The sequence below is a fragment of the Bacillus sp. SRB_331 genome (genome assembly GCF_003264175.1).
Lineage (GTDB): Bacteria > Bacillota > Bacilli > Bacillales > Bacillaceae_G > Bacillus_A > Bacillus_A mycoides.
In genome coordinates this window covers 191,094-214,815 of sequence record NZ_NADV01000004.1, presented here as the reverse complement: position 1 = coordinate 214,815, position 23,722 = coordinate 191,094, and the positions used below count along the sequence as shown (strand labels likewise).

General features: G+C 36.5%; 26 protein-coding genes, 1 pseudogene and 1 other annotated feature. Of the genes and pseudogenes, 18 read left to right on the top strand and 9 right to left on the bottom strand.

Going from position 1 to position 23,722, the window contains the following annotated elements:
• Positions 1 to 182 precede the first annotated feature (182 nt).
• Both B5P42_RS03445 and B5P42_RS03440 read left to right on the top strand, forming a co-directional pair.
• Entirely contained in the window at positions 183 to 416 is a 234-nt protein-coding gene (locus tag B5P42_RS03445; RefSeq protein WP_113733652.1) for a hypothetical protein, read from the top strand.
• 239 nt (positions 417 to 655) lie between these two features.
• A pseudogene (locus tag B5P42_RS03440) lies at positions 656 to 888 on the top strand (DUF2642 domain-containing protein).
• Positions 889 to 955: 67 nt separating this feature from the next.
• Here B5P42_RS03440 and B5P42_RS03435 read toward each other — a convergent pair.
• Entirely contained in the window at positions 956 to 1,231 is a 276-nt protein-coding gene (locus tag B5P42_RS03435; protein ID WP_002166150.1) for a hypothetical protein, read from the bottom strand.
• Positions 1,232 to 1,535: 304 nt separating this feature from the next.
• On the opposite strand from B5P42_RS03435, the gene B5P42_RS03430 reads away from it, so the two are divergent.
• Positions 1,536 to 1,772, top strand: coding sequence for a hypothetical protein (locus tag B5P42_RS03430; RefSeq protein ID WP_113733651.1), 237 nt, complete (start codon positions 1,536 to 1,538; stop codon positions 1,770 to 1,772).
• A 135-nt stretch (positions 1,773 to 1,907) separates the two neighbouring features.
• Here the strand turns inward: B5P42_RS03430 and prsA are convergent, their stop codons facing one another.
• Both prsA and B5P42_RS03420 read right to left on the bottom strand, forming a co-directional pair.
• Positions 1,908 to 2,765: a peptidylprolyl isomerase PrsA gene (gene prsA, locus B5P42_RS03425; protein ID WP_113733650.1), complete on the bottom strand. Its 858-nt coding sequence runs from the start codon at positions 2,763 to 2,765 to the stop codon at positions 1,908 to 1,910.
• Between the two features lie 130 nt (positions 2,766 to 2,895).
• Entirely contained in the window at positions 2,896 to 3,027 is a 132-nt protein-coding gene (locus B5P42_RS03420) for a DUF3941 domain-containing protein (RefSeq protein ID WP_001120851.1), read from the bottom strand.
• A 100-nt stretch (positions 3,028 to 3,127) separates the two neighbouring features.
• On the opposite strand from B5P42_RS03420, the gene B5P42_RS03415 reads away from it, so the two are divergent.
• On the top strand, positions 3,128 to 3,985 hold the full coding sequence (locus tag B5P42_RS03415) for a YitT family protein (RefSeq protein ID WP_113733649.1): 858 nt from the start codon (positions 3,128 to 3,130) through the stop codon (positions 3,983 to 3,985).
• 26 nt (positions 3,986 to 4,011) lie between these two features.
• On the opposite strand, the gene B5P42_RS03410 is transcribed toward B5P42_RS03415, so the two are convergent.
• The 3 genes from B5P42_RS03410 to B5P42_RS03400 all read right to left on the bottom strand — a co-directional run bounded on the left by B5P42_RS03410 (position 4,012) and on the right by B5P42_RS03400 (position 5,265).
• Complete coding sequence (locus B5P42_RS03410; protein WP_002011309.1) at positions 4,012 to 4,209, bottom strand: DUF3813 domain-containing protein; 198 nt, start codon at positions 4,207 to 4,209, stop codon at positions 4,012 to 4,014.
• On the bottom strand, positions 4,210 to 4,350 hold the full coding sequence (locus B5P42_RS03405) for a competence protein (protein WP_113733648.1): 141 nt from the start codon (positions 4,348 to 4,350) through the stop codon (positions 4,210 to 4,212).
• A gap of 105 nt (positions 4,351 to 4,455) precedes the next feature.
• Positions 4,456 to 5,265: a Cof-type HAD-IIB family hydrolase gene (locus B5P42_RS03400; RefSeq protein WP_002030271.1), complete on the bottom strand. Its 810-nt coding sequence runs from the start codon at positions 5,263 to 5,265 to the stop codon at positions 4,456 to 4,458.
• Positions 5,266 to 5,755: 490 nt separating this feature from the next.
• Between B5P42_RS03400 and B5P42_RS03395 the strand changes: the two genes are divergently transcribed.
• Both B5P42_RS03395 and clpB read left to right on the top strand, forming a co-directional pair.
• Positions 5,756 to 5,935: a YjzC family protein gene (locus B5P42_RS03395; RefSeq protein WP_002086997.1), complete on the top strand. Its 180-nt coding sequence runs from the start codon at positions 5,756 to 5,758 to the stop codon at positions 5,933 to 5,935.
• A gap of 172 nt (positions 5,936 to 6,107) precedes the next feature.
• The gene (clpB, locus tag B5P42_RS03390) at positions 6,108 to 8,708 is read left to right on the top strand and encodes an ATP-dependent chaperone ClpB (RefSeq protein ID WP_113733647.1); all 2,601 of its coding nucleotides are present in this window, start codon (positions 6,108 to 6,110) and stop codon (positions 8,706 to 8,708) included.
• A 31-nt stretch (positions 8,709 to 8,739) separates the two neighbouring features.
• Here the strand turns inward: clpB and B5P42_RS03385 are convergent, their stop codons facing one another.
• The gene (locus B5P42_RS03385) at positions 8,740 to 8,922 is read right to left on the bottom strand and encodes a YjzD family protein (protein ID WP_001211111.1); all 183 of its coding nucleotides are present in this window, start codon (positions 8,920 to 8,922) and stop codon (positions 8,740 to 8,742) included.
• 156 nt (positions 8,923 to 9,078) lie between these two features.
• On the opposite strand from B5P42_RS03385, the gene B5P42_RS03380 reads away from it, so the two are divergent.
• From B5P42_RS03380 to B5P42_RS03350, 7 genes are all read left to right on the top strand, one after another.
• Positions 9,079 to 9,813, top strand: coding sequence for a lipase family protein (locus tag B5P42_RS03380; protein WP_063217364.1), 735 nt, complete (start codon positions 9,079 to 9,081; stop codon positions 9,811 to 9,813).
• A gap of 29 nt (positions 9,814 to 9,842) precedes the next feature.
• Positions 9,843 to 10,715 carry an NAD-dependent epimerase/dehydratase family protein gene (locus tag B5P42_RS03375; protein WP_002188748.1) on the top strand — a complete coding sequence of 291 codons (873 nt, stop codon included), beginning with the start codon at positions 9,843 to 9,845 and terminating at the stop codon, positions 10,713 to 10,715.
• A gap of 64 nt (positions 10,716 to 10,779) precedes the next feature.
• Positions 10,780 to 10,956, top strand: a complete 177-nt coding sequence (locus tag B5P42_RS03370; protein WP_002011319.1) for a ComZ family protein — start codon at positions 10,780 to 10,782, stop codon at positions 10,954 to 10,956.
• A 433-nt stretch (positions 10,957 to 11,389) separates the two neighbouring features.
• Positions 11,390 to 12,322, top strand: coding sequence for a beta-ketoacyl-ACP synthase III (gene fabH, locus B5P42_RS03365; protein WP_001100550.1), 933 nt, complete (start codon positions 11,390 to 11,392; stop codon positions 12,320 to 12,322).
• 31 nt (positions 12,323 to 12,353) lie between these two features.
• Positions 12,354 to 13,592, top strand: coding sequence for a beta-ketoacyl-ACP synthase II (fabF, locus tag B5P42_RS03360; RefSeq protein WP_113733646.1), 1,239 nt, complete (start codon positions 12,354 to 12,356; stop codon positions 13,590 to 13,592).
• 115 nt (positions 13,593 to 13,707) lie between these two features.
• Positions 13,708 to 14,499, top strand: a complete 792-nt coding sequence (locus tag B5P42_RS03355) for a DUF2268 domain-containing putative Zn-dependent protease (RefSeq protein WP_113733645.1) — start codon at positions 13,708 to 13,710, stop codon at positions 14,497 to 14,499.
• Positions 14,500 to 14,640: 141 nt separating this feature from the next.
• On the top strand, positions 14,641 to 15,387 hold the full coding sequence (locus tag B5P42_RS03350; RefSeq protein ID WP_002030367.1) for a YjbA family protein: 747 nt from the start codon (positions 14,641 to 14,643) through the stop codon (positions 15,385 to 15,387).
• Between the two features lie 387 nt (positions 15,388 to 15,774).
• On the opposite strand, the gene trpS is transcribed toward B5P42_RS03350, so the two are convergent.
• Both trpS and B5P42_RS03340 read right to left on the bottom strand, forming a co-directional pair.
• A complete protein-coding gene (trpS, locus tag B5P42_RS03345) occupies positions 15,775 to 16,764 on the bottom strand; it encodes a tryptophan--tRNA ligase (protein WP_002011330.1) in 990 nt (329 codons plus the stop codon).
• A 74-nt stretch (positions 16,765 to 16,838) separates the two neighbouring features.
• Positions 16,839 to 17,056 (bottom strand) — a binding site (T-box leader).
• 105 nt (positions 17,057 to 17,161) lie between these two features.
• A complete protein-coding gene (locus B5P42_RS03340) occupies positions 17,162 to 17,542 on the bottom strand; it encodes a DUF3899 domain-containing protein (RefSeq protein WP_002125921.1) in 381 nt (126 codons plus the stop codon).
• Between the two features lie 319 nt (positions 17,543 to 17,861).
• Here B5P42_RS03340 and B5P42_RS03335 point away from each other — a divergent pair, with 319 nt between their 5' ends.
• The 5 genes from B5P42_RS03335 (at position 17,862) to B5P42_RS03315 (ending at position 23,556) form a co-directional block, all read left to right on the top strand.
• Positions 17,862 to 19,496 carry a peptide ABC transporter substrate-binding protein gene (locus B5P42_RS03335; RefSeq protein ID WP_113733644.1) on the top strand — a complete coding sequence of 545 codons (1,635 nt, stop codon included), beginning with the start codon at positions 17,862 to 17,864 and terminating at the stop codon, positions 19,494 to 19,496.
• 127 nt (positions 19,497 to 19,623) lie between these two features.
• Positions 19,624 to 20,553: an oligopeptide ABC transporter permease gene (gene opp3b / locus B5P42_RS03330; protein WP_088035105.1), complete on the top strand. Its 930-nt coding sequence runs from the start codon at positions 19,624 to 19,626 to the stop codon at positions 20,551 to 20,553.
• Positions 20,550 to 21,566 carry an oligopeptide ABC transporter permease gene (gene opp3C / locus B5P42_RS03325; protein ID WP_088035103.1) on the top strand — a complete coding sequence of 339 codons (1,017 nt, stop codon included), beginning with the start codon at positions 20,550 to 20,552 and terminating at the stop codon, positions 21,564 to 21,566. Before opp3b ends, opp3C begins: the two co-directional genes overlap by 4 nt.
• 18 nt (positions 21,567 to 21,584) lie before the next feature.
• Positions 21,585 to 22,628, top strand: a complete 1,044-nt coding sequence (locus B5P42_RS03320) for an ABC transporter ATP-binding protein (RefSeq protein ID WP_088035101.1) — start codon at positions 21,585 to 21,587, stop codon at positions 22,626 to 22,628.
• A complete protein-coding gene (locus B5P42_RS03315; protein ID WP_002086978.1) occupies positions 22,621 to 23,556 on the top strand; it encodes an ABC transporter ATP-binding protein in 936 nt (311 codons plus the stop codon). The genes B5P42_RS03320 and B5P42_RS03315 overlap by 8 nt, the downstream gene beginning before the upstream one ends.
• Positions 23,557 to 23,722 lie beyond the last annotated feature (166 nt).

Here is a 23,722-nt window from a genome sequence, read left to right as displayed (position 1 = left end):
TAATAGGAAGGAGAGGGTCGGGATTATCATAGTGGAAAGCTTAACATTGGTAGGATTTCTTTTCATGTTATATACATTAGTTGCTAAAAAAACAAACTAATTATTTAAAACGATATATGGTTTCCTTTTTAAGGGCGAGATTTATTTGATAGTGAAATGGATAATGTAAAGGAGGAATTTAGATGGATGCAAGGAAAGAACGCATAAAATACGAAAAGATGTCAAAGAATTATGACCGTATTTATTCAGTTTCGTTTCTCCTATTAATTGTACTTGTTTGTAATAGTGTGATTATCATAGGAGCTACAGGGGGAAAATATGGAGTGTTTTTATTGTTAGCAATTTTACTTACCGCACGTATTACGAAAGAATCTCAAAAAAAGTATGAGCAGTATTCTAATAAAGCGCGTATTTAAAATGATACATATCTTGAAAGGAACAGCCTGGATGTACATTCAAAATATCCCTATATCATCACCTATTAACTAGTAAAAGTAACCTTATATAAATAATTTTTTAGCAATTTAGGAATAGAAAACGCACCTTATTAAAATGTTAGTTTCTTTTTTTATAATGAATTATCCTTCTAGTATAGTTATAAGATTTATATCATATATTAAGAGAAAAAATGTAAGTTAGAAAGGAGTCCTATAGAATGAGCTTTTTAGAGGCAAATGACTTTAGTGAACAAAATATGGTAAGTGTACCTAATCCCTACGTATATTAGACATTACAATCGGTAATTGGTAAACATGTGGTTATTGAAGCTGTAAGAGGTAATGTAAGAGGAAAGTTAAAGAATGTGAACCGGATCATTTGCTCATTGAAGATAAGGTGCCGCATATTGTACGTATTCAACAAATTGTATGGATTATGCCAAAACAATGATCAAATTACATCTAGTTTGATTTATAACCGATTGGCGTCATAGACGCCCAAATAAAAATACAGGATTTTATCTCTGTGTTTCTTCAAATTTTCGTTTTTGAATATATGCTTGAGCATGAATGATTTCTTCCTGAAGTGCTTCTAATTCTTCTGTAGATCCTGATTCAATCCTCATATAAGTAGTAACTAAACTAATCATCATATCCATCTTCTCTACTATATTTTGAATGACCTGTTCAGATTGTTCTTTTTTAGGGTGTTGTATTGCTATTAATACATTTTCCATATAATTGTTCTTTCTTTGCTGGATATCATAAATAAACTGTTTTGTGTTTGAGTTCATTTGTTGTTCCTCCTTTTGGATATATTTTCATTCTATCATATTTGAATAGAAAATATTGGATTCCCCTAAATTCACACCTGTCTCGTATATCTCCACAAATATACAAACTAATTCCTTAACGTACAGGGAATAAATTGAAATACGTCAATTTAATGTCTAAATGTACAGTTTTCTTTTTTGGGTATGGTGCCCCCTAATAGCTTCAGTTGAATTTTGTATGCTTTTGTTACAAGAGATTAAGAAAGAATAGATGAGATATTGAAACGGAGGTACGGAAGGGCAAGATAATGTACTAGAACAATTAATAAACCGTCTTTCCGTAGTATGCCCTGAAAAAGAACGTGAAATATTAGCGGTGGATTTAAATGATATATATGAGAGTAGTGAAAGATTCGAAAAATTGCTTGAAAATATTATGAAATCTCAGCAAAATAAACACGACTTAATAGATATATTAATTGAAGTAGAGATAGAACTAGATCACATCAATTGGCATTATAAAAGTCTGAAGAAAAAGCTGAAAGTATTAATGAAAGAATAAAAGAAGTAGGCTGCTCAAGCAGCCTACTTCTTTATGTTGTCAATTTTGGTCGGTAAATCGATATATTCGAAAAAATGCCGATATAATCTCATTTACCATCATGCATACTGTTCAAAAAGTTTGCACCCTCGTTTTTTATTTCTCTTTCCCAAAAAGATGAGAAAATGTATCTTTCAATTCACTATCGTTTATTTTAATATCCGCCTTTTTTAATTCATCTTGTAATAATTTTTGACCGAAGGAAGGGTCGGCAAGACGTTCTTCTTCTAAGTCTTTACGTATAGAGTCTTTCACTTTATCGTAAGGTTGTAAATCTTTTTTATCAGTTAGTTTAATAATGTGATAGCCGTTTGGTGATTTTACGGGATTGCTAATTTGGCCGGGCTTTAATTTGTAGGCAGCTTTTTCAAATTCAGGTGTCATTTTGCCTGCCCCGAAGTATCCGAGGTCTCCGCCATTATCTTTTGATGCTAAATCTTGAGATTCTTGTTTTGCTAATTCTTCAAATGAAGTGCCGGTATCTAATTTCTTCTTTATCTCTTTCGCTTCATTTTCGTTACTTACTAAAATGTGACTAGCTTTAATTTCTGGTTTATAGTGGTCTTTCACATCTTTTTCTGTAACGCTTTGTTTAATCGCTTCATTCAATGCAAGTTTGAATTTAATTTGATTTTTGAAATCTTCTTCATCTTTTAAACGATTATTTTCTAGTGTTGCTTTGAATTGTTCTCCATATTGATCTTTTGCTTTTTCTACTTCTTTATCTACCGCATCATCAGATACTTTATATTTTTTAGTAATAACATCTTGTGCTACCATTTCGTATAGCGTGTCTTTTCCGTATCGATCTTTCAATTGTTTTTCGAAATCGCTCTTCGTAATGGTTGAGTTTGTTGTTGTAGCGATTGTGGCCGAGTCATTTTTTTGTCCGCAAGCAGATAGCATTAATATACTTATTAGTGCAGTGATAATGAATGTACTTTTTCCTTTCATGCTAACACCTCATCCGAATATGTTATCGCTATTGTAGAATATAGAAGTGAACATGAAGTGAATTTTTAATGTTTTTTCCCTGTAAAATGTAAAAAAAGTACATCAACATTAAAGTTGATGTACGATGTAATCAAAGGTGATCGGTTTTCTTAGAATATGCACGTTTTCCTTGCTGAATATTTTTTTGCTCTTGTTCATTTTTTTGAGTGCGCTTTGCATTATTGTCGCGTGCTTTTTTGTCGTTATCGCTAGTATGTGGCATATGTATCAACTCCATTTCTAAACGTTGTATGTTTATCATTTCCTTTTTCGTAAAGACTATGTATAGCGGTGCATTCATGAATACTAAAGGTGGATTAGAAATGGATTTGAAGCTGAATTATACTGAACTTATTAAGAAGTTAGTTGTTGTAATTATTGCGGGTTTATTAAATGCGATTGGGATGAATTTATTTTTAACACCAGCGAAAGTGTATGCGAGTGGTTTTGCTGGATTGTCTCAATTATTGTCACAAATATTAGGTGACTTTTTATCTATTCATATATCTACGGGGGTATTGTTTAGTTTGTTTAATATTCCTGTCGTTATTTTAGCGTGGAAAAAGGTTGGGAAGGCCTTTACATTTTTTAGTTTTCTTTGTGTTGTATTTATGACTTTGTTTTTAGAAATTATCCCAGTTAGAGCGGTTTCGCACGATATTATATTGAATGCGATTTTTGGTGGTATTATTTCAGCGATTGGGGTAGGGGTTGCTTTAAAGTGGGGGGCTTCTACAGGTGGTCTAGATATTATTGCCATGATTTTATCAAAAATAAAAGATAAGCCTGTCGGCACGTATTTTTTCTTCTTTAATGCACTTATCATTATCGCTGCTGGCTACGTATATGGATGGGAAAAGGCATTATATACTTTAGTCACTTTGTATGTATCAACGAGAATTATTGATGCGATTCATACCCGTCATGTGAAGATTACGGCATTAATTGTTACAAAGAACGGGACAGATGTGCGAAAAGCGATTCACTCTCGCTTAGTGAGGGGGATTACAACTATACCAGCAACAGGTGCTTATACAAATGAAAATAAAGAAATGTTAATGATTGTTATTACTCGTTACGAGTTGTACGAATTAGAGAGGGTTATTAAACAAGTGGACCCAGGTGCATTTACAAATATACTGCAAACGGTCGGTGTGTTTGGATTGTTTAGAAAAGATTAAGGAGGACCAAAGCTGGTCCTCCTTTTTTAATGCGAATTCGTAATGTTTTGCAATTGCTCCTGCATTTCACGTAGCTGAACTTTTTCAGCAGTTGAAGAGTTTGCATAAGCAGAGTGCAAAGAGTTTTTTGCTCTATAAACGAGTTCCTGTTGTTCAGCGCCACTTGAACAAGAAACGGCACTTGAAACAGCGTCTCTAGCTTGTTGGAATAGTAAGTTCCCCATTTAAACCCCTCCAAATGAAGAGTTACTTCTCGCTTTTTCTGCCTCAGCTAATGTACCTCTGTACGGGAATCTTGCATCATGCTTCATAACAGCATTGGCTCCTTGCTGGATAAAACGCTTTGATTTGTTCTTTTTACCCATTCGAAAAACCCCCTTTATTTAGCTGAAAACAATTGACGCGCTTTCTCTTGCGTCTAATAATAGTATGAGCGTTTGGCGAGAAACTATAAGCAGGGAATTTTTAGATTACAATCCAAGAACCTCTTCTAAATATAGAGCGATACCATCTTCTTCATTCGTTAATGTCGTATGATTTGCGAGTGATTTTAATTCAGGAATCGCATTACCCATTGCGATTCCATGACCAGCAAATTCGATCATTTCAAAGTCGTTATCCTCATCACCAAAAGCGATAATTCGCTCTTTAGGAATATTATAATGGCCTGAAATTTTTTGTAATCCGACAGCTTTATTTAATCCGCTTTTTACAATTTCAATAATTGGCCAAGGCGCACCCCATTTTCTATGGTCGATGACTTCAGCATGCATATCTGTTAAATGTTGGCGAATTGCAGCAGAATGCTCGTCATGTGCATCGATTAATAAGCAAGTTGGATGGTCGTTTAAAATATTTAATAAATCTCCTGTGAAAATCTTTGGAGAACCGAATTCAAAAATATGTTTTTTATCTTCATCAATTTCACGGACATACACATCATCGATGACTTCAGCATAGACATTTTTCACGCCGAAATCAAAGCAAGCTCGGACGATTTCTTGCGCTGTTGAAAGTTCAAGAGGAGAGTGATGTGTTCCCCAACTTGAATCAAGAGGGTGATGCACGTAAGCTCCATTAAAGTTTACGATTGGTGTGTTAAGGCTAAGTTCTTTATAATAATCGTAACTAGCGCGGAATGGACGTCCTGTTGAAATAACGACAATATGTCCTTGTTCTTTTGCTTTTGCAATTGTGTTTTTCGTTCTTGGAGAAATTATTTTGTTGTCTGTTAATAAAGTTCCGTCTAAGTCTAATGCGATTAAATGTTGTTTATTCATAATTTCACCTCTTATAATAATTTTTTTATTTCTATCTGTATTTCCGTTTTTAATATGCAGAAATAAGAGGTTAGACTGGGTGAAACTACTGTAAATGAAAGTTTCACTATATATCCATCTTACGTCGCGAAGCGCTGTGGTGTCTACTATTTCTCATTGGAAATTAGGAAAAGTCAACATCTTTTTAGAAAGTTCAAACAATGTTTCTTTCGTTATGTACAATTTGTGAAAAGGGTTACATTGTTTGAACAATGCGACTTATAATGAACATGTAATCTTCTCGTATATGTTTGACTCTCCTTTGAAACTGGCCTAAAGTAGGTTGGTTTCTTTTTTTTCAACAAATATGCCAATAATTCCTGCTTAAGCTTGTGTAATTATATATATGTACATGGGTAAACCGTAGTACTTGTTTCCTAAACATGACAGAAAAGCTTTCTTTTAAAATGGATATACTAATGAGGCAAGACGTCATGGAAGGAGAATGGAAATGGGACAAAATCGCAGGTTTCGTTCAGGGCAAAAAGCGCCAAATGATGGCATTTACGTAGAAATTGGTGAAACGGGAAGTATGGTGAAAAATCCGCAAATGGTACAATTAACTGCCGGTGAAAAGTTTCCAGAGAACGCAAATCATAACCGTCAGTGGACATATAAAAGAAAACCGTAACAGAAGCCGCAATCGTTATTGCGGCTTTTTTGATTAGGAAAATGAATGTTACTTTTTTCTTTTTCCAATAATAAGTTTGAACTACATAAGCAAAATTATTGTATAAAAAAGTCAGTTGGCGTATAATCAAATCAAAGGTCAAAGAAAGTCAAACATTTGGAGGGCTGTAAAGATGGACTTAAATCAAATGACAACGAAAACACAGGAAGCGATTATGAGTGCTCAATCTTTAGCGGTATCTCATCATCATCAAGAAGTAGATACTGTTCATCTATTGCTTACGTTATTAGAGCAGCAAGACGGATTAACGGTACGTATTTTTCAAAAAATGAATGTCGATATAGAAGCGTTAAAGCAAGGTGTAGAAAGTTTAATTAAGAAAAAGCCTTCTGTAACTGGAAGCGGGGCAGAGGCAGGGAAATTATATGTAACAGGTGCTTTGCAACAACTGCTTGTAAGAGCAGGAAAAGAAGCGGAGAAATTGCAAGATGACTACATTTCAATCGAACATGTATTACTTGCTTTTTCTGAAGAAAAAGGCGATATAAATCAATTATTCGCAAAATTTTATATTACGAAAGATAAATTATTACAGTCTTTAATGACAGTTCGGGGGAATCAAAGAGTGACTAGTCAAAATCCAGAAGCAACTTATGAAGCGTTAGAAAAATATGGCCGTGATTTAGTGGCTGAAGTAAGAGCGGGGAAAATTGATCCTGTAATTGGCAGAGATAGTGAAATTCGCCGCGTGATCCGCATTCTTTCACGCAAAACGAAAAATAACCCCGTTTTAATCGGAGAGCCAGGTGTTGGTAAAACAGCAATCGTTGAAGGATTAGCGCAGCGTATTGTGAAAAAAGATGTCCCAGAAGGATTAAAAGATAGAACAATTTTCGCTTTAGATATGAGTGCACTTGTGGCCGGAGCAAAATTCCGCGGTGAGTTTGAAGAACGTCTGCAAGCTGTATTAAATGAAATTAAAAAGAGTGAAGGTCGCATTTTATTATTCATTGATGAACTTCATACAATCGTCGGCGCTGGTAAAACAGAAGGAGCGATGGATGCGGGAAATATGTTAAAACCAATGCTAGCGCGTGGTGAACTGCATTGTATCGGGGCAACGACATTAGATGAATACCGTAAATATATTGAGAAAGATCCAGCGTTAGAAAGACGTTTCCAACAAGTGTTAGCAGAAGAGCCAACTGTTGAGGATACAATTTCCATTTTACGTGGTTTAAAAGAGCGTTTTGAAATTTATCACGGTGTAAATATTCATGACCGCGCGATTGTAGCGGCATCTGTTTTATCAGATCGATATATTTCGGATCGTTTCTTGCCCGATAAAGCAATTGATCTTGTTGATGAAGCTTGTGCAACAATTCGAACAGAAATTGATTCTATGCCAACAGAACTAGATGAAGTAACGCGCCGCATTATGCAGCTGGAAATTGAAGAAGCTGCTCTTGGGAAAGAAAAGGACTTAGGTAGTCAAGAGCGCCTAAAAACATTGCAACGTGAATTATCGGATTTAAAAGAAGTTGCAAGTAGTATGAGAGCGAAATGGGAGAAAGAAAAAGAAGACATTCATAAAGTGCGTGACTTACGTGAACATTTAGAGCGCTTGCGCCGTGAGTTAGAAGAAGCAGAAGGAAATTACGATTTAAATAAAGCAGCTGAGCTTCGCCACGGGAAAATTCCAGCTATCGAAAAAGAGTTAAAAGAAGCGGAAGAGATGGGTGCACATAATAAACAAGAGAATCGTTTATTACGCGAGGAAGTAAGTGAAGAAGAAATTGCAGACATTGTTTCAAGGTGGACTGGTATTCCTGTCGCAAAACTCGTTGAAGGTGAACGTGAGAAATTATTACGTCTTGAACAAATTTTATCAGAGCGTGTTATCGGTCAAGAGGAAGCGGTAAGCCTTGTATCAGACGCAGTACTTCGTGCTCGCGCTGGTATTAAAGATCCGAATCGTCCAATTGGTTCATTTATTTTCTTAGGCCCTACAGGTGTTGGTAAAACTGAGCTTGCAAAAACGTTAGCGCAAACATTATTTGACAGTGAAGAGCAAATGATTCGTATCGATATGTCTGAGTATATGGAGAAACACGCAGTGTCACGCTTAATTGGAGCGCCTCCTGGATATGTTGGATATGAAGAAGGTGGACAATTAACAGAAGCAGTAAGACGTAAACCATATTCTGTTATTTTGTTAGATGAAATCGAAAAAGCACATCCAGAAGTATTCAACATTTTATTACAAATGTTAGACGATGGCCGCATTACAGATTCACAAGGACGTACAGTAGACTTTAAAAATACGGTTATTATTATGACTTCAAATATTGGATCTGCTCACTTATTAGAAGGGCTAGAAGAAGATGGTTCTATTAAAGAAGAGTCAAGAGAACTTGTAATGGGACAATTAAGAGGACATTTCCGACCAGAATTCTTAAACCGTGTCGATGAAATTATTTTATTCAAACCTCTTACAAGGAATGAAATTAAAGGTATTGTTGATAAGATTGTACAAGAATTACAAGGGCGTTTAGCAGATCGCCACATATCATTAGAATTGACGGAATCTGCAAAAGAATTTGTTGTAGAAGCTGGATTCGATCCGCTGTACGGAGCTCGTCCGTTAAAACGATACGTACAGCGTCAAGTTGAGACGAAATTAGCGAGAGAATTAATTGCAGGAGCGATTACGGATAATAGTCACGTAGTTGTTGATGTAGAAAATAACGAATTAGTCGTTCATGTAAAGTAAAAAAAGAGTTCGGATAAAATCCGGACTCTTTTTAGTGTTGTTCTACTGGCTCGTTTGGAATCGCAGCTGCAATCGCTAATACTAATACCGCAAGAACAACTGAGAAAATAGACGCTTGGTTAAAATCGTATGTACCGCCAGTCATAGAGCCGATTACATAGCTCATCATATGTACAAGCGCGAACGACCAAATTAATGCCCAAATGAAACGCATATTTTACACCTCTATTCGTTCAATCTGTCCTTATTGTAACACAATTGAAAAAAGAATATAGAAAAATATTTGTAGATTTTTCAACGCAAATTTGCATTCTGTTCATACATTATAAAAGAGTACTTTTATACGTTTAGAAAATAAGGCGGGGGAAAAATGAGTATTACGGAACGTTTTTTTTACTTAGAAAAAGAACCATGTGTAATTTATTTACCGGAAAAGCCAAATGGATTTTCTGTTATGCTCCTAGGAGATTATAACTATTTTATTGAGAATGGTACAAGTTTATGGACACAGCATGCAGGGAGAGCTTATTTTTTACAGGGCCTTATTGAAAAAGGCTATACGGTCTTTTCATCTAACTTATACGGAAGGCATTGGGGGAACGATCGAGCTGTTCGTCTTGCAAAACGTTTGTATGATGTCGTTCTAAGAAAAGAGACGTTGAATGCGAAAATGCACATTATGGCAGATGGTATGGGAGCGCTTGTAGCACTGGAGATGATGAACAAATACCCTGAATGTATACGTTCTGTCGTTATGCTAAATCCGTGTTTAGATTTACCAGAATATGTGGATTTTGAGAAAGAGCATAAGTTTTTTTACAAAAGATTAGTGAAGGAATTAAGTTTGGCGTATGATTCCAAAGAAGAAGAATTAGAATCAAAAATAAATAAGAAATCATTTGCGCTTCTTCCGTCTTGTGTACCTGTTAAGATTTTCGTATCAACACAGGAAAAAAGAGGAAGAAAACAATTGTTACGTAAATACGAGAAAATGAGGCAATTCAATCAATGCGATACTTCTGTTTTATTCCATCTGCAAGATGTGAAATATAAAATGGTTAGACAAACGACTGATTTCTTTAAAAAATATGAAGAAGAATTGTGAAGCTCCCATATACATAAATGAGGAGCTATTTGTTTCAAGGGGAAAGGGTTGGTGGTATGAAACGCGTGCTGATTATAGGTGCACTTACGTTTGTAGGTTATCACCTTGTGAATAAAATGATTGCAGAAGAAGTAGAAGTATATGGTCTTGATTTTGATGAATTTGATAGTATGACAAAAATTAATGAAGAGAAATTATTGTTGATTGGGCGGAATGCGTTATTTACGTACTATTCTATAAGGGATGAAGACGGATGGCGATCGGTAGAGGAAGAGAGTTTCGATACAGTTTATTTTTGCTTGTATGAGCCGAATCAGCAAAGTGGATTTCGGAATGAAAGGGTCATATTACAATATTTAAAACGAATCGTAAGGATGTGTGAAAAAAATAAAGTAAAGTTAAATCTAATTTCTTCTATTGAAATAGGAAGCACTGAAGAATCCGAAAACAAACATCTATTTTCGAAAGTGGAAGAAGGGTTGAAAAAAGGCGAATTACAATATAGTGCATATCGAGTTCCTACATTATATGGGCCGTGGCAACCGTCGTTTATGATGTATCATCAGCTTATTTTATCAGAACTTGATGAAAAAGAGTGCCGTTGTATAAATGGAGAAAAAGGAAGCGATTTACTTTACGTTGAAGATGTATGTGAATATTTATGGGAAAATGGAATGAATGTAAAACACCTCGGTATATATAACTTACTTAGCGGAAAAGAAGCGTTATGGGAAAAAGGTATGACCTTGCTGCATGCAGATGATAAAGTAAATAAAAAAAATGTGGAAGTAAGAGATGAAGCTGTAGAGGTTATTTCTATTCAAAAAAATACACCAGTAGAATTCGGTTTAAATAAACAATTAGCACATATGAAAAAATATAAAGAGTTATACGAAGGGTAGCGCACGTGTTAAACTATTGTATGGATAATTGATTGAAAAGCTTTAATGGAGAGGAAGAGATTACATGAACGAAAAAAGTATGCAATTTTTACAAATCGCAATGAAGCATTTACCAGAAGCAAAGGCAATTTTAGATTCTAATGGAATTGCACTTGATATGGAGAAAGCACAGCCGGTGTTAGAGCTATTGATGAAAGTAATGGGCGAAGCATATGAGCTTGGGAAAGCAGATAAAGAATAAAAGAAACCTTCTTTTTTGATGGAAGAGAGGCTCGAACCGTGGATAGAAGCGGTAAGGGCCTTTTTTTATTTCGAGCGAGGTAAGACCAGAGGGATGATGAGGCTAAAGTGGAAGGTTATGAGGAGAAGGTCTTAGTTTTGAAGGGAAAGCAGATAAAGAATAAAACCAAATCCTTCTTTTTTGATGGGAGAGAGGCTCGAGCTGTGGATAGAAGCGGTAAGGGCTTTTTTTGTTGCGAGCGGAGTAAGGTCAAAAGTATTGGGAAGTTTATCTTTTGAAAGGATAGGGGTTTTTCTGTTTCTTTTAATGAAAAATAAAGTTAGTAATACGCTGTCTTATTTTTTTAGCTGAAATATATTCTAGACAAAAGCACATTTATGTTTTAAAATTAGTACCAAGTCATAATAATTGATATAAAACGGAGGGCTGCGATGTGAACGTGGGCATTTTAGGGATCGGAAGATATGTGCCAGAAAAAGTAGTCACAAATCACGATTTAGAGAAAATCGTAGATACATCTGATGAATGGATTCGTACGAGAACGGGAATTGCAGAAAGACGCATTGCCGATGATACAATAGATACTTCATATATGGCGGTAGAGGCTTCTAAAAAAGCACTTGAAGATGCCGGGATTAGCGGAGAGGATATCGATCTTATTTTAGTGGCAACAGTAACACCAGATCGCGCATTCCCAGCAGTAGCTTGTGTAATCCAAGAAGCAATTGGCGCAAAACACGCAGCCGCAATGGATTTAAGTGCAGCGTGTGCTGGGTTTATGTACGGAATGATTACAGCGCAGCAATTTATTCAAACGGGAACTTATAAAAATGTATTAGTAGTTGGTAGTGACAAACTATCTAAAATTGTAGACTGGAACGATCGAAATACAGCAGTACTATTTGGAGACGGAGCAGGTGCTATCGTAATGGGAGCTGTTTCGGAAGGAAAAGGTGTACTTTCTTTTGAATTAGGAGCGGACGGAAGTGGCGGTAAGCATCTTTATCAAGACGAGTATGTTATGATGAACGGCAGAGAAGTCTTTAAATTTGCTGTTCGCCAACTTGGTGATTCCTGTCTTCGCGTGTTAGAAAAAGCGGGACTTACGAAAGAAGATGTGGACTTCTTAGTACCACATCAAGCGAATATTCGTATTATGGAATCTGCAAGAGAAAGATTAAATTTACCGAAAGAAAAAATGAGTATGACAATTGAAAAGTTCGGTAATACATCGGCTTCTTCAATTCCAATTGCAATGGTAGAGGAATTGCAAAATGGACGTATTCAAGATGGTGATTTAATTATACTAGTCGGTTTTGGCGGCGGGTTAACATGGGGAGCAGTAGCTCTTCGTTGGGGTAAATAAGGACTGAGAGAAAAAAAGGAGTGTATTTTGTATGGAAAAAAAGAGGGTCGTAATTACAGGGCTAGGAGCTGTTACACCGATCGGAACAGATGTTGAAACAGCTTGGGAAAACATTAAAAACGGTGTATCCGGAATCGGACGACTTACAAGAATAGATTCAGAACAAATTCCTGCAAAAGTAGCAGCAGAAATTAACGACTTTGAAGTCGAAAAATATATAGATAAAAAAGAAGCGCGCCGTATGGACCGCTTTACGCAATATGCAGTAGCAGCAGCGAAAATGGCAGTTGCAGATGCGAAGCTTGAAATTACAGAAGAAAATGCACCACGCATTGGTGTATGGGTTGGTTCTGGTATTGGTGGTATGGAAACATACGAAGAACAATTTAAGATTTTTACTGAAAAAGGTCCGCGCCGCGTGAGCCCATTCTTCGTACCAATGATGATTCCAGATATGGCAGCAGGTCAAGTGTCAATCGCTACAGGAGCGAAAGGAATTAATACTTGCTCTGTAACAGCTTGTGCATCTGGAGCAAACTCAATTGGTGATGCGTTTAAAGTAATCCAGCGCGGTGATGCTGATGCGATGATAACAGGCGGAGCAGAAGCGCCATTAACAAGTATGGCATTCGCTGGGTTTAGCTCAGCGAAAGCATTAACATTCAATGAAGATCCAGTAACAGCTTGCCGCCCATTCGATAAAAATCGTAGCGGTTTCGTAATGGGTGAAGGATCAGGAATTCTTATTCTTGAAGAATTAGAGCACGCATTAGCACGTGGTGCTCACATTTATGCGGAAATTGCTGGTTATGGTGCAACTGGTGATGCGTTCCATATTACAATGCCTGCTCCTGGCGGTGAAGGCGGAGTTCGTGCGATGCGTCAAGCTTTAGCTGATGCAGGTCTAGAGCCAAAAGATATTGATTACATTAATGCACATGGTACAAGTACAGATGCAAATGAAAAGTATGAAACGATGGCAATTAAAGAAACTTTCGGTGAGCATGCATATAAAGTAGCGATTAGCTCAACGAAATCAATGACAGGTCATTTATTAGGAGCAGCTGGTGCTGTTGAAGCGATCTTCTCAATTAAATCAATTACAGACGGAGTAATTCCTCCGACGATTAACTATGAAACACCAGATCCAGAATGTGATTTAGATTACGTACCAAATACAGCGAGGCATCAAGAAGTGCGGGCTGTATTAAGTAATTCATTAGGATTCGGTGGTCATAACGCAGTATTAGTATTTAAAGCATATAAATAATATGTACAATAAGGTGTCTTTTCGTAAAGTATTACGAAAAGACACCTTATTTATTTTTAATCACCTTTACGTTCCTTTCTTTTTTGCATATATATAAGAAAAGGAGGGATGAAGGTTGGGGGTTGTTGAAACGGCAGAATGGTTACATCTGTATTATGGACGTCCAGAGAAGCTTTGTGAGAAATTTACAAAGTATATTCCATTACCAAAAGAGAGACTGTATCGCTTTTTAATCTCTAAAGGTATGTATCGCCCAGTAATGCGGGGGGAGCAGGAAATTAAAGAGTTAGAGAAGAAAGAAATTTGGAAAGAACTTAGCATGGAGTATGAAAAATTGAAAGGTTGGCTAAAAGGTCCAGATGTCCCTATCTTTATTTTATTATCAGATTCATACAATCGAACTGTACAAGAGGAATATAACGGGAAGGCTGGCTTATCTATGCGTAACGTTATTTTCTTATTCGTATGTGGACGTAATTCAGTAGAGGAACTAAAAGCTTTATTAACGCATGAATACCATCATATATGTAGGTTACATCAAATTGAGACGAAAGAAACAGAGTATACATTACTTGATACGATGATTATGGAAGGGTTAGCTGAGCAAGCTGTGTATGAAAGGTATACAGAAAAAAGATGTGCACCGTGGACTACTTACATTTCAAAAGAAGATGCTATTTATTATTGGAGGAATTCAATACAAGAACGAATAGGCGTAAAGAGAGGTACGAGGGAGCATGATGTTTTATTAAATGGACTGCACTCGTATCCGAAAATGCTTGGCTATGCACTTGGATTTCATATTGTGAAAGATTGTGTAGCATTTGAAGGAGAAAATACACTTTCTTTATTATCTATAGATGCGAAAGAAATATTGAATAAAGCAAATACATTTCATGTTTCATGAAAAACAGGGGAGCTATCTCCTGTTTTTTTAATATTATAGAAGAAAAAATAATAATTAGAATATATTTCCTCAAGTGGAATAAAGTTAAGCAAAACTGAACATAATGATTGGTACAAACAGTAGTGAAGTGAGGGGTAGTGAATGTTATATCTACATGATGTATGGGTAAATTGGTTTGAAGGTGAAGAGAATGGGTATAACGTTTGTCATTTTTACGAATGGCGGAAAGATGATACGATTGAGCTATTAGATCAAGTGCCATTATTAAAAGTAGATGCCACATTATATCATTACATCGAGAACGAATTATTAGAGCTTCCGCAAAAATTATTGGAAGACGTATATCATAAGGCTTATATTCGTAAAAATCACGAACGTTTGCAACAAGAATATTGTTTTGTAGTTACAGATGGAAAAGGAATTATTGCGATTGATTCAATCGGCTATAATGTGCCAATTAGAAAAAGTAGGCTTATACCGCGTCAAGAACAGATGGTATATGAGATGGTAGAGAATGTGCAAGCAGAAAAGTATGAGTTCCAAGTGGAAGAGATTGAAAAAGAACATCATATTTTATCGCCGTCGCCTTTCATTATGAATGGCCTAACTCGTAAAGAAAGACAGTTAAAACAATTATTATTTATGGCATTAGATCAATTACATACAACGAAAAATCCAGCTGAAATTCGCTATTGGTTCACAGAGTGGGATCCATCAGCGTACGGAATGGTCCAACATATGGAGTTTGAAGATGTTTGGGCTAAACTTTATGATGAAGCGAAAACTGGATGGTCTGAGAAGCACGAGCAATTATGTGAGCGCCTTGTAAAAGGACAGCCGTTTTTTGAAAAGTTATGGGAAATGGAAAATGAGCAGAAGGTAAATTAAAAAAACCGCCAATTGGCGGTTTTTTTTATGGAGGTGACAAGAATGTTCGGTGGCTTCGCGCCTTCCTGCGAGGCAAAACCCGCCTCTACGTCAGGAGCTCCATCCTCCTCACATTATGAACGAGCCGCTTCCGCTTTATAAGAAATCCAGCTCCGGCTCCTAGCCCTTCGCGTCTAAGAACCTTCCCCACGAGAAGGTAAAAAGCACCTTCTGTGGGAAAGAACCTTAGCCGTCAGGGCTAAGCAGTCGCCTCCGCTTTATAAATAAATCCAGCTCCAGCGGCAAGAATATTCGGTGGCTTCGCGCCTTCCTGCGAGGCAAAACCCGCCTCTACGTCAGGAGCTCCATCCCCCTCACATTCTGAACGAGCCGCTTCCGCTTTATATATTACCTACGCTTTCTACTTAATCCCATTGCGTTTTCTACTTTGCGTAGTTGTTTGAATGCAACGTGGTTCGCTTTTTCGGCACCTTTGTCTAGAATTTCGTCTAGTTCTGGTGAGTTGATTAGTTCGTTATATTTGTCTTGGATTGGACGAATTGCTTCTACGACTACTTGTGCTAGGTCGCCTTTGAAGTCTCCGTATCCTTTTCCTTCGTACATTGCTTCTATTTCTTCAACTGTCTTTCCAGAGAATGAAGAGTAGATTGTTAATAAGTTAGAGATTCCAGGTTTGTTTTCTTTATCAAATTTCACGATACCTTCAGAATCAGTTACAGCACTTTTAATTTTCTTTTCAATTGTTTTTGGTTCATCAAGCATACTGATCATTGCTTTTGGATTCGGATCAGATTTACTCATTTTTTTCGTAGGTTCTGTTAATGACATAACGCGAGCTCCTACTTTTGGAATACGAATTTCAGGAACAGTGAACACTTCACGGAAGCGTTTGTTGAAACGCTCTGCTAGGTCGCGTGTTAATTCCATATGTTGTTTTTGATCATCACCAACAGGTACGATTTCAGTGTTGTAAAGTAAAATATCAGCAGCCATTAATGGTGGATACGTTAGTAATCCAGCTGGAACTGAATCTCTACCAGAAGATTTATCTTTATATTGCGTCATACGCTCTAATTCTCCAACGTAAGCAACTGATTGCATAATCCATCCTAGTTGAGCGTGTGCTGGTACTTCTGATTGTACAAATAAAGTAGCTTTTTCAGGATCGATGCCGCATGCTACATAAAGTGCAGCAAGACTGCGAATGTTTTTACGAAGTTGTACGGGATCTTGAGGTACTGTAATCGCATGTTGGTTTACAATACAGAAATAACAGTCGTGTTCATTTTGAAGCTCTGTAAATTGCTTCATAGCTCCTAAATAGTTTCCAAGTGTAATCGTTCCGCTTGGCTGAATACCAGAAAAGATAACTGACATAAGTAATTCCTCCTAAAATTGAATGTGCGATGGGGAAGAGAAGGCATACAAAAAAGCCCATTCATCCCAAATTACATAGGGACGAATGGACCGCGGTACCACCCTAATTATTTCACAGCTGTGAAATCTCTCAAGATCCATAATAACGTCTGGATATAACGCCAAAGCCTACTACTTTCGGTTCGGTTTGGTGCTCAAAAGCCCATTCCATACTGTACAATTACTTGTTCACACCAGCCACAAGCTCTCTGAAATTGCCCCAATATGTACTCTTCTTTATCATCGCATACATATAAATTTATTTATTGTTACCTAAGCTCTTTTAATATGAAAGAACTAAAGTTTTATAACAAAATGTTTTGCTGATTATTATATCATATGGGATAGTGTTTGCAAACTACATCAAAATAGTAAAGCTAATGAGGATCGAGAACAACCCAAGTACGATACCGGTAATACAAATCGGATACGTCCATTTGAATGAATATGTTTTATAAATACGTTCTTTCTTATCGATAGGTTCCTCTGCTTCTTCAATTAAAGAGTCAATTTTTTTATTCGTACCAAATACTCTTTGGAATGCGTAAATTGTTACGTTAAAAAATCCGTTTTGAAATATGAATAAAAAACCACCTATAAGAATAAAAAACAATGCAATATAGAATGAGATGTTGACAAAATTCAACAAAAAATGAGATGAAACGAGGAATGCGCCCACACTAGAAGCGATTATCGCAACCAAAAATAGTATACAAGTATGAAAAAAAACTTTATTCAAAATATTCCCCTCCGTCAAAATATTACTAGAATTATTATACTATAAAAGTTATAATAAGTAATATAAATAATTTTTTGAAAATTATACGCAATTGAGGTTCTAATTTCAAGATGATGGTAGCAATGTTACCGTATCCCTTTACAAAAAATTTAAAATATAAACATTTTATTAAAAATTTTAACAAAAAAATAAAAAACTATATTCACAATCGTCTAATTATATGTATAATGAAAATTGTAGAAACTTGGAGATTATTCTTTCAATTCTAATTTTCTACAAGTGAGGGTACAGGAAGTGCAATTAGGGGAGGCAACACAACATGAAGAAAAAGATACCGCTATTGCTTGCATCGACGTTGACAGTAAGTGTGCTAGGAGCCTGTAGTTATCAAAAAGATGATAATAAGGCAAGTGCGAAAGGATCCAGTACTTCAAATAAGCAAGTATTGAATCTAACAGAAACTGCTGAGATACCAACAATGGATACGACGTTATCAACGGATGCAGCATCTTCTAACATCATGAATAACACAATGGAAGGATTGTATCGTCTGGGGAAAGACGATAAACTTGTTCCGGGAGTCGCTAAATCTTATGAGAAATCAGAAGATGGTAAAAAGTATGTATTTAAATTACGTGAAGATGCGAAATGGTCGAATGGTGAACCTGTAACAGCGAAAGACTTCGTTTATTCTTGGAGAAGAGCTGTTGATTCAAATACGGGTGCCAAATTTGCTTACATACTATTTGATGTAAAAAATGCAGAGAAAATTAATAAAAAAGAATTACCAGTTGAGGAACTTGGTGTAAAAGCAATTGATGATCACACACTTGAAGTGGAATTAGATAACCCTGTTCCTTATTTTGTAAGTTTAACAGTCTATCCAACATTTTATCCTTTGAATGAGAAGTTTGTAAAAGAACAAGGAACAAAATTTGGATTAGAATCCAATACGACACTTTATAATGGCCCATTCGTTTTAAATGAATGGAAACATGAACAAAGTTTCCACCTTAAGAAAAATCCAACGTATTGGGAAAATAAAGAAGTGAAGCTTGAGGAGATAAACTTCAATATTGTTAAGGATCGTTCAACTGCTATAAATTTATATGAAACGAAAGCGATTGATCGTGTAGTATTAACATCAGAATTTGTAGATAAATACAAATCAGATGCTGATTTTAAAACAATTAAGAGACCATCTACACAATTCATTCGTTTAAATGAAAAAAATAAGTTTTTAGCAAATAAAAATATCCGAAAAGCAATTGCGATGTCCTTTGAACGTGAAAGTATCGGAAAAGTTATCTTAAACGATGGTTCAGAAGGAATGTATGGTTTTGTTCCGAAAGGTTTGGCAAAAGGTCCTAACGGAAAAGACTTCCGTGAAGAGAACGGAAAGCTTATAAAAGAGGATGTTAAAGAAGCTCAAAAATATTGGGAAGCTGGTAAAAAAGAACTTGGTGTAGACAAAGTAGAGTTAGAGTTATTAAACTTTGATACTGATGATGCCAAAAAAATCGGAGAGTATTTAAAGGGACAATTCGAAAAGAACTTACCAGGTTTAACAGTTTCAACAAAAATGCAGCCATTTGCACAAAAATTAAAACTTGAAGCAAGTGGAGATTATGCGATGTCATATGCGGGATGGAGTCCAGATTATATGGATCCAATGTCATTCCTTGAAATGTATACAACAGGTAATTCACAAAATAAAGTGAATTACGCAAATCCAGCTTATGATGAACTAATTAAGGAAGCCAAAACAGAAGTAGATGTACAAGCTCGTTGGGATGCTCTATTAAAAGCAGAACAACAACTGCTTGAAGATGCAGCGATTGCTCCAGTATATCAACCTGGAAAGGCATATTTACAACGTAGTTCAATTACAGGCCTATTAGAACATAAATATGGCGGAGAATTTAGCTATAAGTGGGTTGAACTCAAAAACTAAAAATGGTTTCCATCATGAATAAGGGTATATGCCTATGATGGGCATGTGCTCTTATTTTAAAAAAATAAAAGTAAGAATATTTCAAACTATCTTATTGCTTTTGAGAAAAACGGGGAGGTGCTTGACTATGGGACGTTATGTATTAAAACGTTTCGTGTACATGGCTTTGACATTATTTTTAATTACTACAATGACTTTCTTTTTGATGAAATTACTACCGGGTTCTCCACTTAAAAACCAGGAGAAACTATCACCGGCACAAAAAGAAATCATTCTTGAAAAATATGGATTAAATGATCCAGTACCAGTTCAATATGCACGTTACTTAGGTAACTTAGCAAAAGGTGATTTAGGGGTATCATTCCAATATGATAATCGCCCAGTAACAGATATGATTGTGGATCGTATTGGACCATCAGCACAACTTGGTTTACAAGCGATTATATTAGGAACATTTATCGGTTTAATTTTAGGAATCGTTGCGGCACTTCGTAACAATACGTGGGTCGATTATGGGGCGACCATTATTTCCGTACTCGGGATGTCGGTACCATCATTCGTATTCGCCGCATTACTACAATATTTCGTAGGAGTAAAACTTGGTTGGTTCCCAGTAGCATTCTGGAAAGGACCGGAGTTTACAGTAATGCCTACAATTGCCTTATCGATGGCAGTTATCGCAACAATCGCACGTTTCGCTCGTGCAGAGTTAATTGAGGTTATGCAAGCTGACTACATTTTAACAGCGAAAGCGAAAGGAATTAGCCAAGGCGTTATCATTATCAAGCACGCACTGCGTAACGCATTAATTCCAGTTGTAACAATTTTAGGACCAATGGTTGCAGGATTAATTACAGGGACACTAGTTATTGAGCAAATTTACGCTGTACCTGGACTTGGGGAACAATTCGTTAAATCGATTACAGTGAATGATTATACAGTTATTATGGGAACTACAATTTTCTATAGTGCGATCTTCATCTTAGTTATTTTCATTGTCGATATTTTATACGGAATTATTGATCCTCGTATTCGTTTAGCGGGAGGGAAAAAATGATGAAAGATGTACAAAAATTATCTCCAGATTTATTTCAACAAGCCAATCAAAATAATGTTGATAATGAAGTCATTGCCCGTCCAAGCTTAACGTTTTGGCAAGATGTAAGAAGACGTTTGTTCCAACATAAAGGTGCAATGTTTGGTTTCGTATTATTAACGCTTATTATATTATTAGCAATTATAGGCCCGATGATAAGTAAGCATTCTTATAAAGAGCAGGATTTAGGTCGTGCGAAAATGCCACCGAAAATTCCATTGATTGAAAATGTTCATTGGCTACCATTTGACGGTACAGATCAATATGGCGTTGACCAATATGAAAAACGTGATATTAAAGAGTACTTCTGGTTTGGTACAGATGATCTTGGCCGTGATTTATGGACAAGAACATGGGAAGGTACACGAGTATCATTATATATCGCTCTTTTAGCAGCAGCGATTGACTTAGTAATTGGGGTTGCATACGGAGGGATTTCAGCCTTCTATGGCGGCAGAGTAGATAATATTATGCAACGTATTATGGAGATTATTAATGGTATTCCATACTTAATCATCGTTATTTTAATGGTAATCATTATGGGATCAGGTATTTGGTCGATTACACTTGCGATGGCAATTACAGGTTGGATAGGGATGTCACGTATCGTTCGTGGACAGATCCTAAAATTAAAAAACCAAGAATATGTATTAGCATCTCGTACATTAGGGGCAACGAATACACAGTTAATTGTGAAGCACTTAATTCCGAACGTAATGGGACCAATTATCGTAATGACAATGTTTACAATTCCAACAGCGGTATTTGGGGAAGCATTCTTAAGCTTTATCGGACTAGGCATTCAGCCACCATTCGCATCACTTGGTTCTCTTGTAAATGATGGTTATAAATCAATTCAAACGTATCCACATATGATGTTCATCCCAGCGGTTGTCATCAGTATGTTAATCTTAGCATTTAACTTAATTGCAGACGGATTACGCGACGCGTTAGATCCAAAAATGCGTAAGTAAAAGAGGGGAGAAGTAAAAATGAAAACATTGCTAGAGGTAAAAGATTTGCAAGTCTCCTTTGATACACATGCAGGTGAAGTACAAGCTGTACGCGGCGTTACTTTTGATTTAAAAAAAGGAGAAACATTAGCGATTGTAGGAGAATCTGGTTCTGGTAAATCAGTTACTTCTAAAGCGTTAATGGGATTAATTCCGAATCCTCCGGGACGTATTAAAAACGGTGAAATTGTATTTGAAGGTCGTGACTTAACGAAACTAACAGAAAAAGAAATGCAGCAAGTACGCGGTAAAGATATTGCGATGATTTTCCAAGATCCAATGACATCATTAAACCCAACGATGACAATTGGTAATCAGATTATGGAAGGTCTTATTAAACACCAAGGGATGAGTAGAGCAGATGCACGTAAAGTTGCTTTAGAATTAATCGACCTTGTAGGTATTCCAAATCCAGAAGCACGCTTAAAACAATATCCTCACCAATTCTCAGGTGGTATGAGACAACGTGTAGTTATTGCAATGGCGTTAGCTTGTAATCCGAAATTATTAATTGCCGATGAGCCGACAACAGCGCTAGACGTTACAATTCAGGCGCAAATTCTAGAGCTTATGAAGGACATTCAGCAAAAAACAGAAGCAGCAATCATTTTCATTACGCATGACTTAGGTGTAGTGGCAAACGTTGCAGACCGAGTTGCGGTTATGTACGCTGGTAAAGTTGTTGAAATTGGAACTGTTGATGAAATTTTCTACAATCCACAACATCCATACACATGGGGCTTAATCGCATCTATGCCAAGCTTAGATGGTTCAGAGGACGAGCTATATGCGATTCCAGGAACGCCTCCTGACTTATTAAAGCCGCCAAAGGGTGATGCTTTTGCACCACGTAACCCGCAGGCGCTGAAAATTGATTTTGAAATGGAACCACCTTTATTTAAAATAAGTGACACACATTATGCGGCAACTTGGTTACTTCATGAGCAGGCGCCAGAAGTAAAACCACCAGCAGTTGTTGAAAAACGTATTCTTCAAATGAAAGCAGGTGAACAACATGACTAAACAACGTGAGAAATTAATTGAAGTAAAAAATGTGAAACAACACTTCGATGTGAGTGGTGGTGTTGTTAAAGCAGTTAATGATATTTCATTTGATATTTACCGCGGTGAAACATTTGGACTTGTAGGAGAATCTGGTTGTGGTAAGTCAACAACTGGAAGAACGATCATTCGTTTATACGATGCAACTGCCGGTGAAGTGTTGTTCGATGGTGAAAATGTACATGGGAAAAAATCACGCGCAGAACTTAAGAAGTTCAACCGTAAAATGCAAATGATTTTCCAAGATCCATATGCATCATTAAATCCTCGTATGACAGTAGGGGATATTATCGCAGAAGGTATTGATATTCACGGACTAGCAAAAGGCAAAAAAGAGCGTATGGACCGTGTTCATGAATTATTAAATACAGTTGGTTTAAATAAAGAGCACGCGAACCGTTTCCCGCATGAATTCTCAGGCGGACAACGTCAACGTATCGGTATCGCTCGTGCGCTAGCTGTAGAACCTGAATTTATCATTGCTGATGAACCAATCTCAGCACTTGACGTATCGATTCAGGCGCAAGTTGTAAACTTACTGAAACAGTTACAAAGAGAAAAAGGTTTAACATACTTATTCATCGCCCATGATTTATCAATGGTAAAATACATTAGTGATCGCATTGGTGTAATGTACCGTGGTCAAATCGTTGAGTTGACAACAAGTGAAGAGTTATATGCGAATCCAATGCATCCATATACAAAATCACTACTATCTGCAATTCCGCTTCCGGATCCAGATTATGAGCGCAATCGTAAACGTATCGTATACGATCCATCTCAACATCAATATGGTGAGGAAGCACCAACAATGCGTGAAATTCGCCCAGGACATTTCGTATTATGTTCTGAAGCAGAGTATAAGAAATATAAAGAAATCTATCAATAATAAAGTAGAGCCATTCTTCTATTACAGAAGGATGGCTCTATTTTTTTATACTAATTAAACTTAATTTAGTATAAAGAGATTTTATCCAAGTTCTTTTTCTGTTTAAAGACAGCAAATTAAGAGTTTCCAAGAATGAAGAAAAGGCGACTGAAATCCAGCCGCCTTT

Bases quoted from the DNA above. Each gene is read 5' to 3' on its own strand.
- B5P42_RS03400 (WP_002030271.1), bottom strand. From the start codon at position 5,265: ATGAATAAACAACATTTAATCGCATTAGACTTAGACGGAACTTTATTA.
- B5P42_RS03405 (WP_113733648.1), bottom strand. From the start codon at position 4,350: ATGGGTAAAAAGAACAAATCAAAGCGTTTTATCCAGCAAGGAGCCAAT.
- B5P42_RS03445 (WP_113733652.1), top strand. From the start codon at position 183: ATGGATGCAAGGAAAGAACGCATAAAATACGAAAAGATGTCAAAGAAT.
- B5P42_RS03385 (WP_001211111.1), bottom strand. From the start codon at position 8,922: ATGCGTTTCATTTGGGCATTAATTTGGTCGTTCGCGCTTGTACATATG.
- B5P42_RS03435 (WP_002166150.1), bottom strand. From the start codon at position 1,231: ATGAACTCAAACACAAAACAGTTTATTTATGATATCCAGCAAAGAAAG.
- B5P42_RS03380 (WP_063217364.1), top strand. From the start codon at position 9,079: ATGAGTATTACGGAACGTTTTTTTTACTTAGAAAAAGAACCATGTGTA.
- prsA (WP_113733650.1), bottom strand. From the start codon at position 2,765: ATGAAAGGAAAAAGTACATTCATTATCACTGCACTAATAAGTATATTA.
- B5P42_RS03350 (WP_002030367.1), top strand. From the start codon at position 14,641: ATGTTATATCTACATGATGTATGGGTAAATTGGTTTGAAGGTGAAGAG.
- clpB (WP_113733647.1), top strand. From the start codon at position 6,108: ATGGACTTAAATCAAATGACAACGAAAACACAGGAAGCGATTATGAGT.
- B5P42_RS03370 (WP_002011319.1), top strand. From the start codon at position 10,780: ATGAACGAAAAAAGTATGCAATTTTTACAAATCGCAATGAAGCATTTA.
- B5P42_RS03315 (WP_002086978.1), top strand. From the start codon at position 22,621: ATGACTAAACAACGTGAGAAATTAATTGAAGTAAAAAATGTGAAACAA.
- B5P42_RS03415 (WP_113733649.1), top strand. From the start codon at position 3,128: ATGGATTTGAAGCTGAATTATACTGAACTTATTAAGAAGTTAGTTGTT.
- B5P42_RS03335 (WP_113733644.1), top strand. From the start codon at position 17,862: ATGAAGAAAAAGATACCGCTATTGCTTGCATCGACGTTGACAGTAAGT.
- B5P42_RS03320 (WP_088035101.1), top strand. From the start codon at position 21,585: ATGAAAACATTGCTAGAGGTAAAAGATTTGCAAGTCTCCTTTGATACA.
- fabF (WP_113733646.1), top strand. From the start codon at position 12,354: ATGGAAAAAAAGAGGGTCGTAATTACAGGGCTAGGAGCTGTTACACCG.
- opp3b (WP_088035105.1), top strand. From the start codon at position 19,624: ATGGGACGTTATGTATTAAAACGTTTCGTGTACATGGCTTTGACATTA.
- B5P42_RS03420 (WP_001120851.1), bottom strand. From the start codon at position 3,027: ATGCCACATACTAGCGATAACGACAAAAAAGCACGCGACAATAATGCA.
- trpS (WP_002011330.1), bottom strand. From the start codon at position 16,764: ATGTCAGTTATCTTTTCTGGTATTCAGCCAAGCGGAACGATTACACTT.
- B5P42_RS03395 (WP_002086997.1), top strand. From the start codon at position 5,756: ATGGGACAAAATCGCAGGTTTCGTTCAGGGCAAAAAGCGCCAAATGAT.
- opp3C (WP_088035103.1), top strand. From the start codon at position 20,550: ATGATGAAAGATGTACAAAAATTATCTCCAGATTTATTTCAACAAGCC.
- B5P42_RS03410 (WP_002011309.1), bottom strand. From the start codon at position 4,209: ATGGGGAACTTACTATTCCAACAAGCTAGAGACGCTGTTTCAAGTGCC.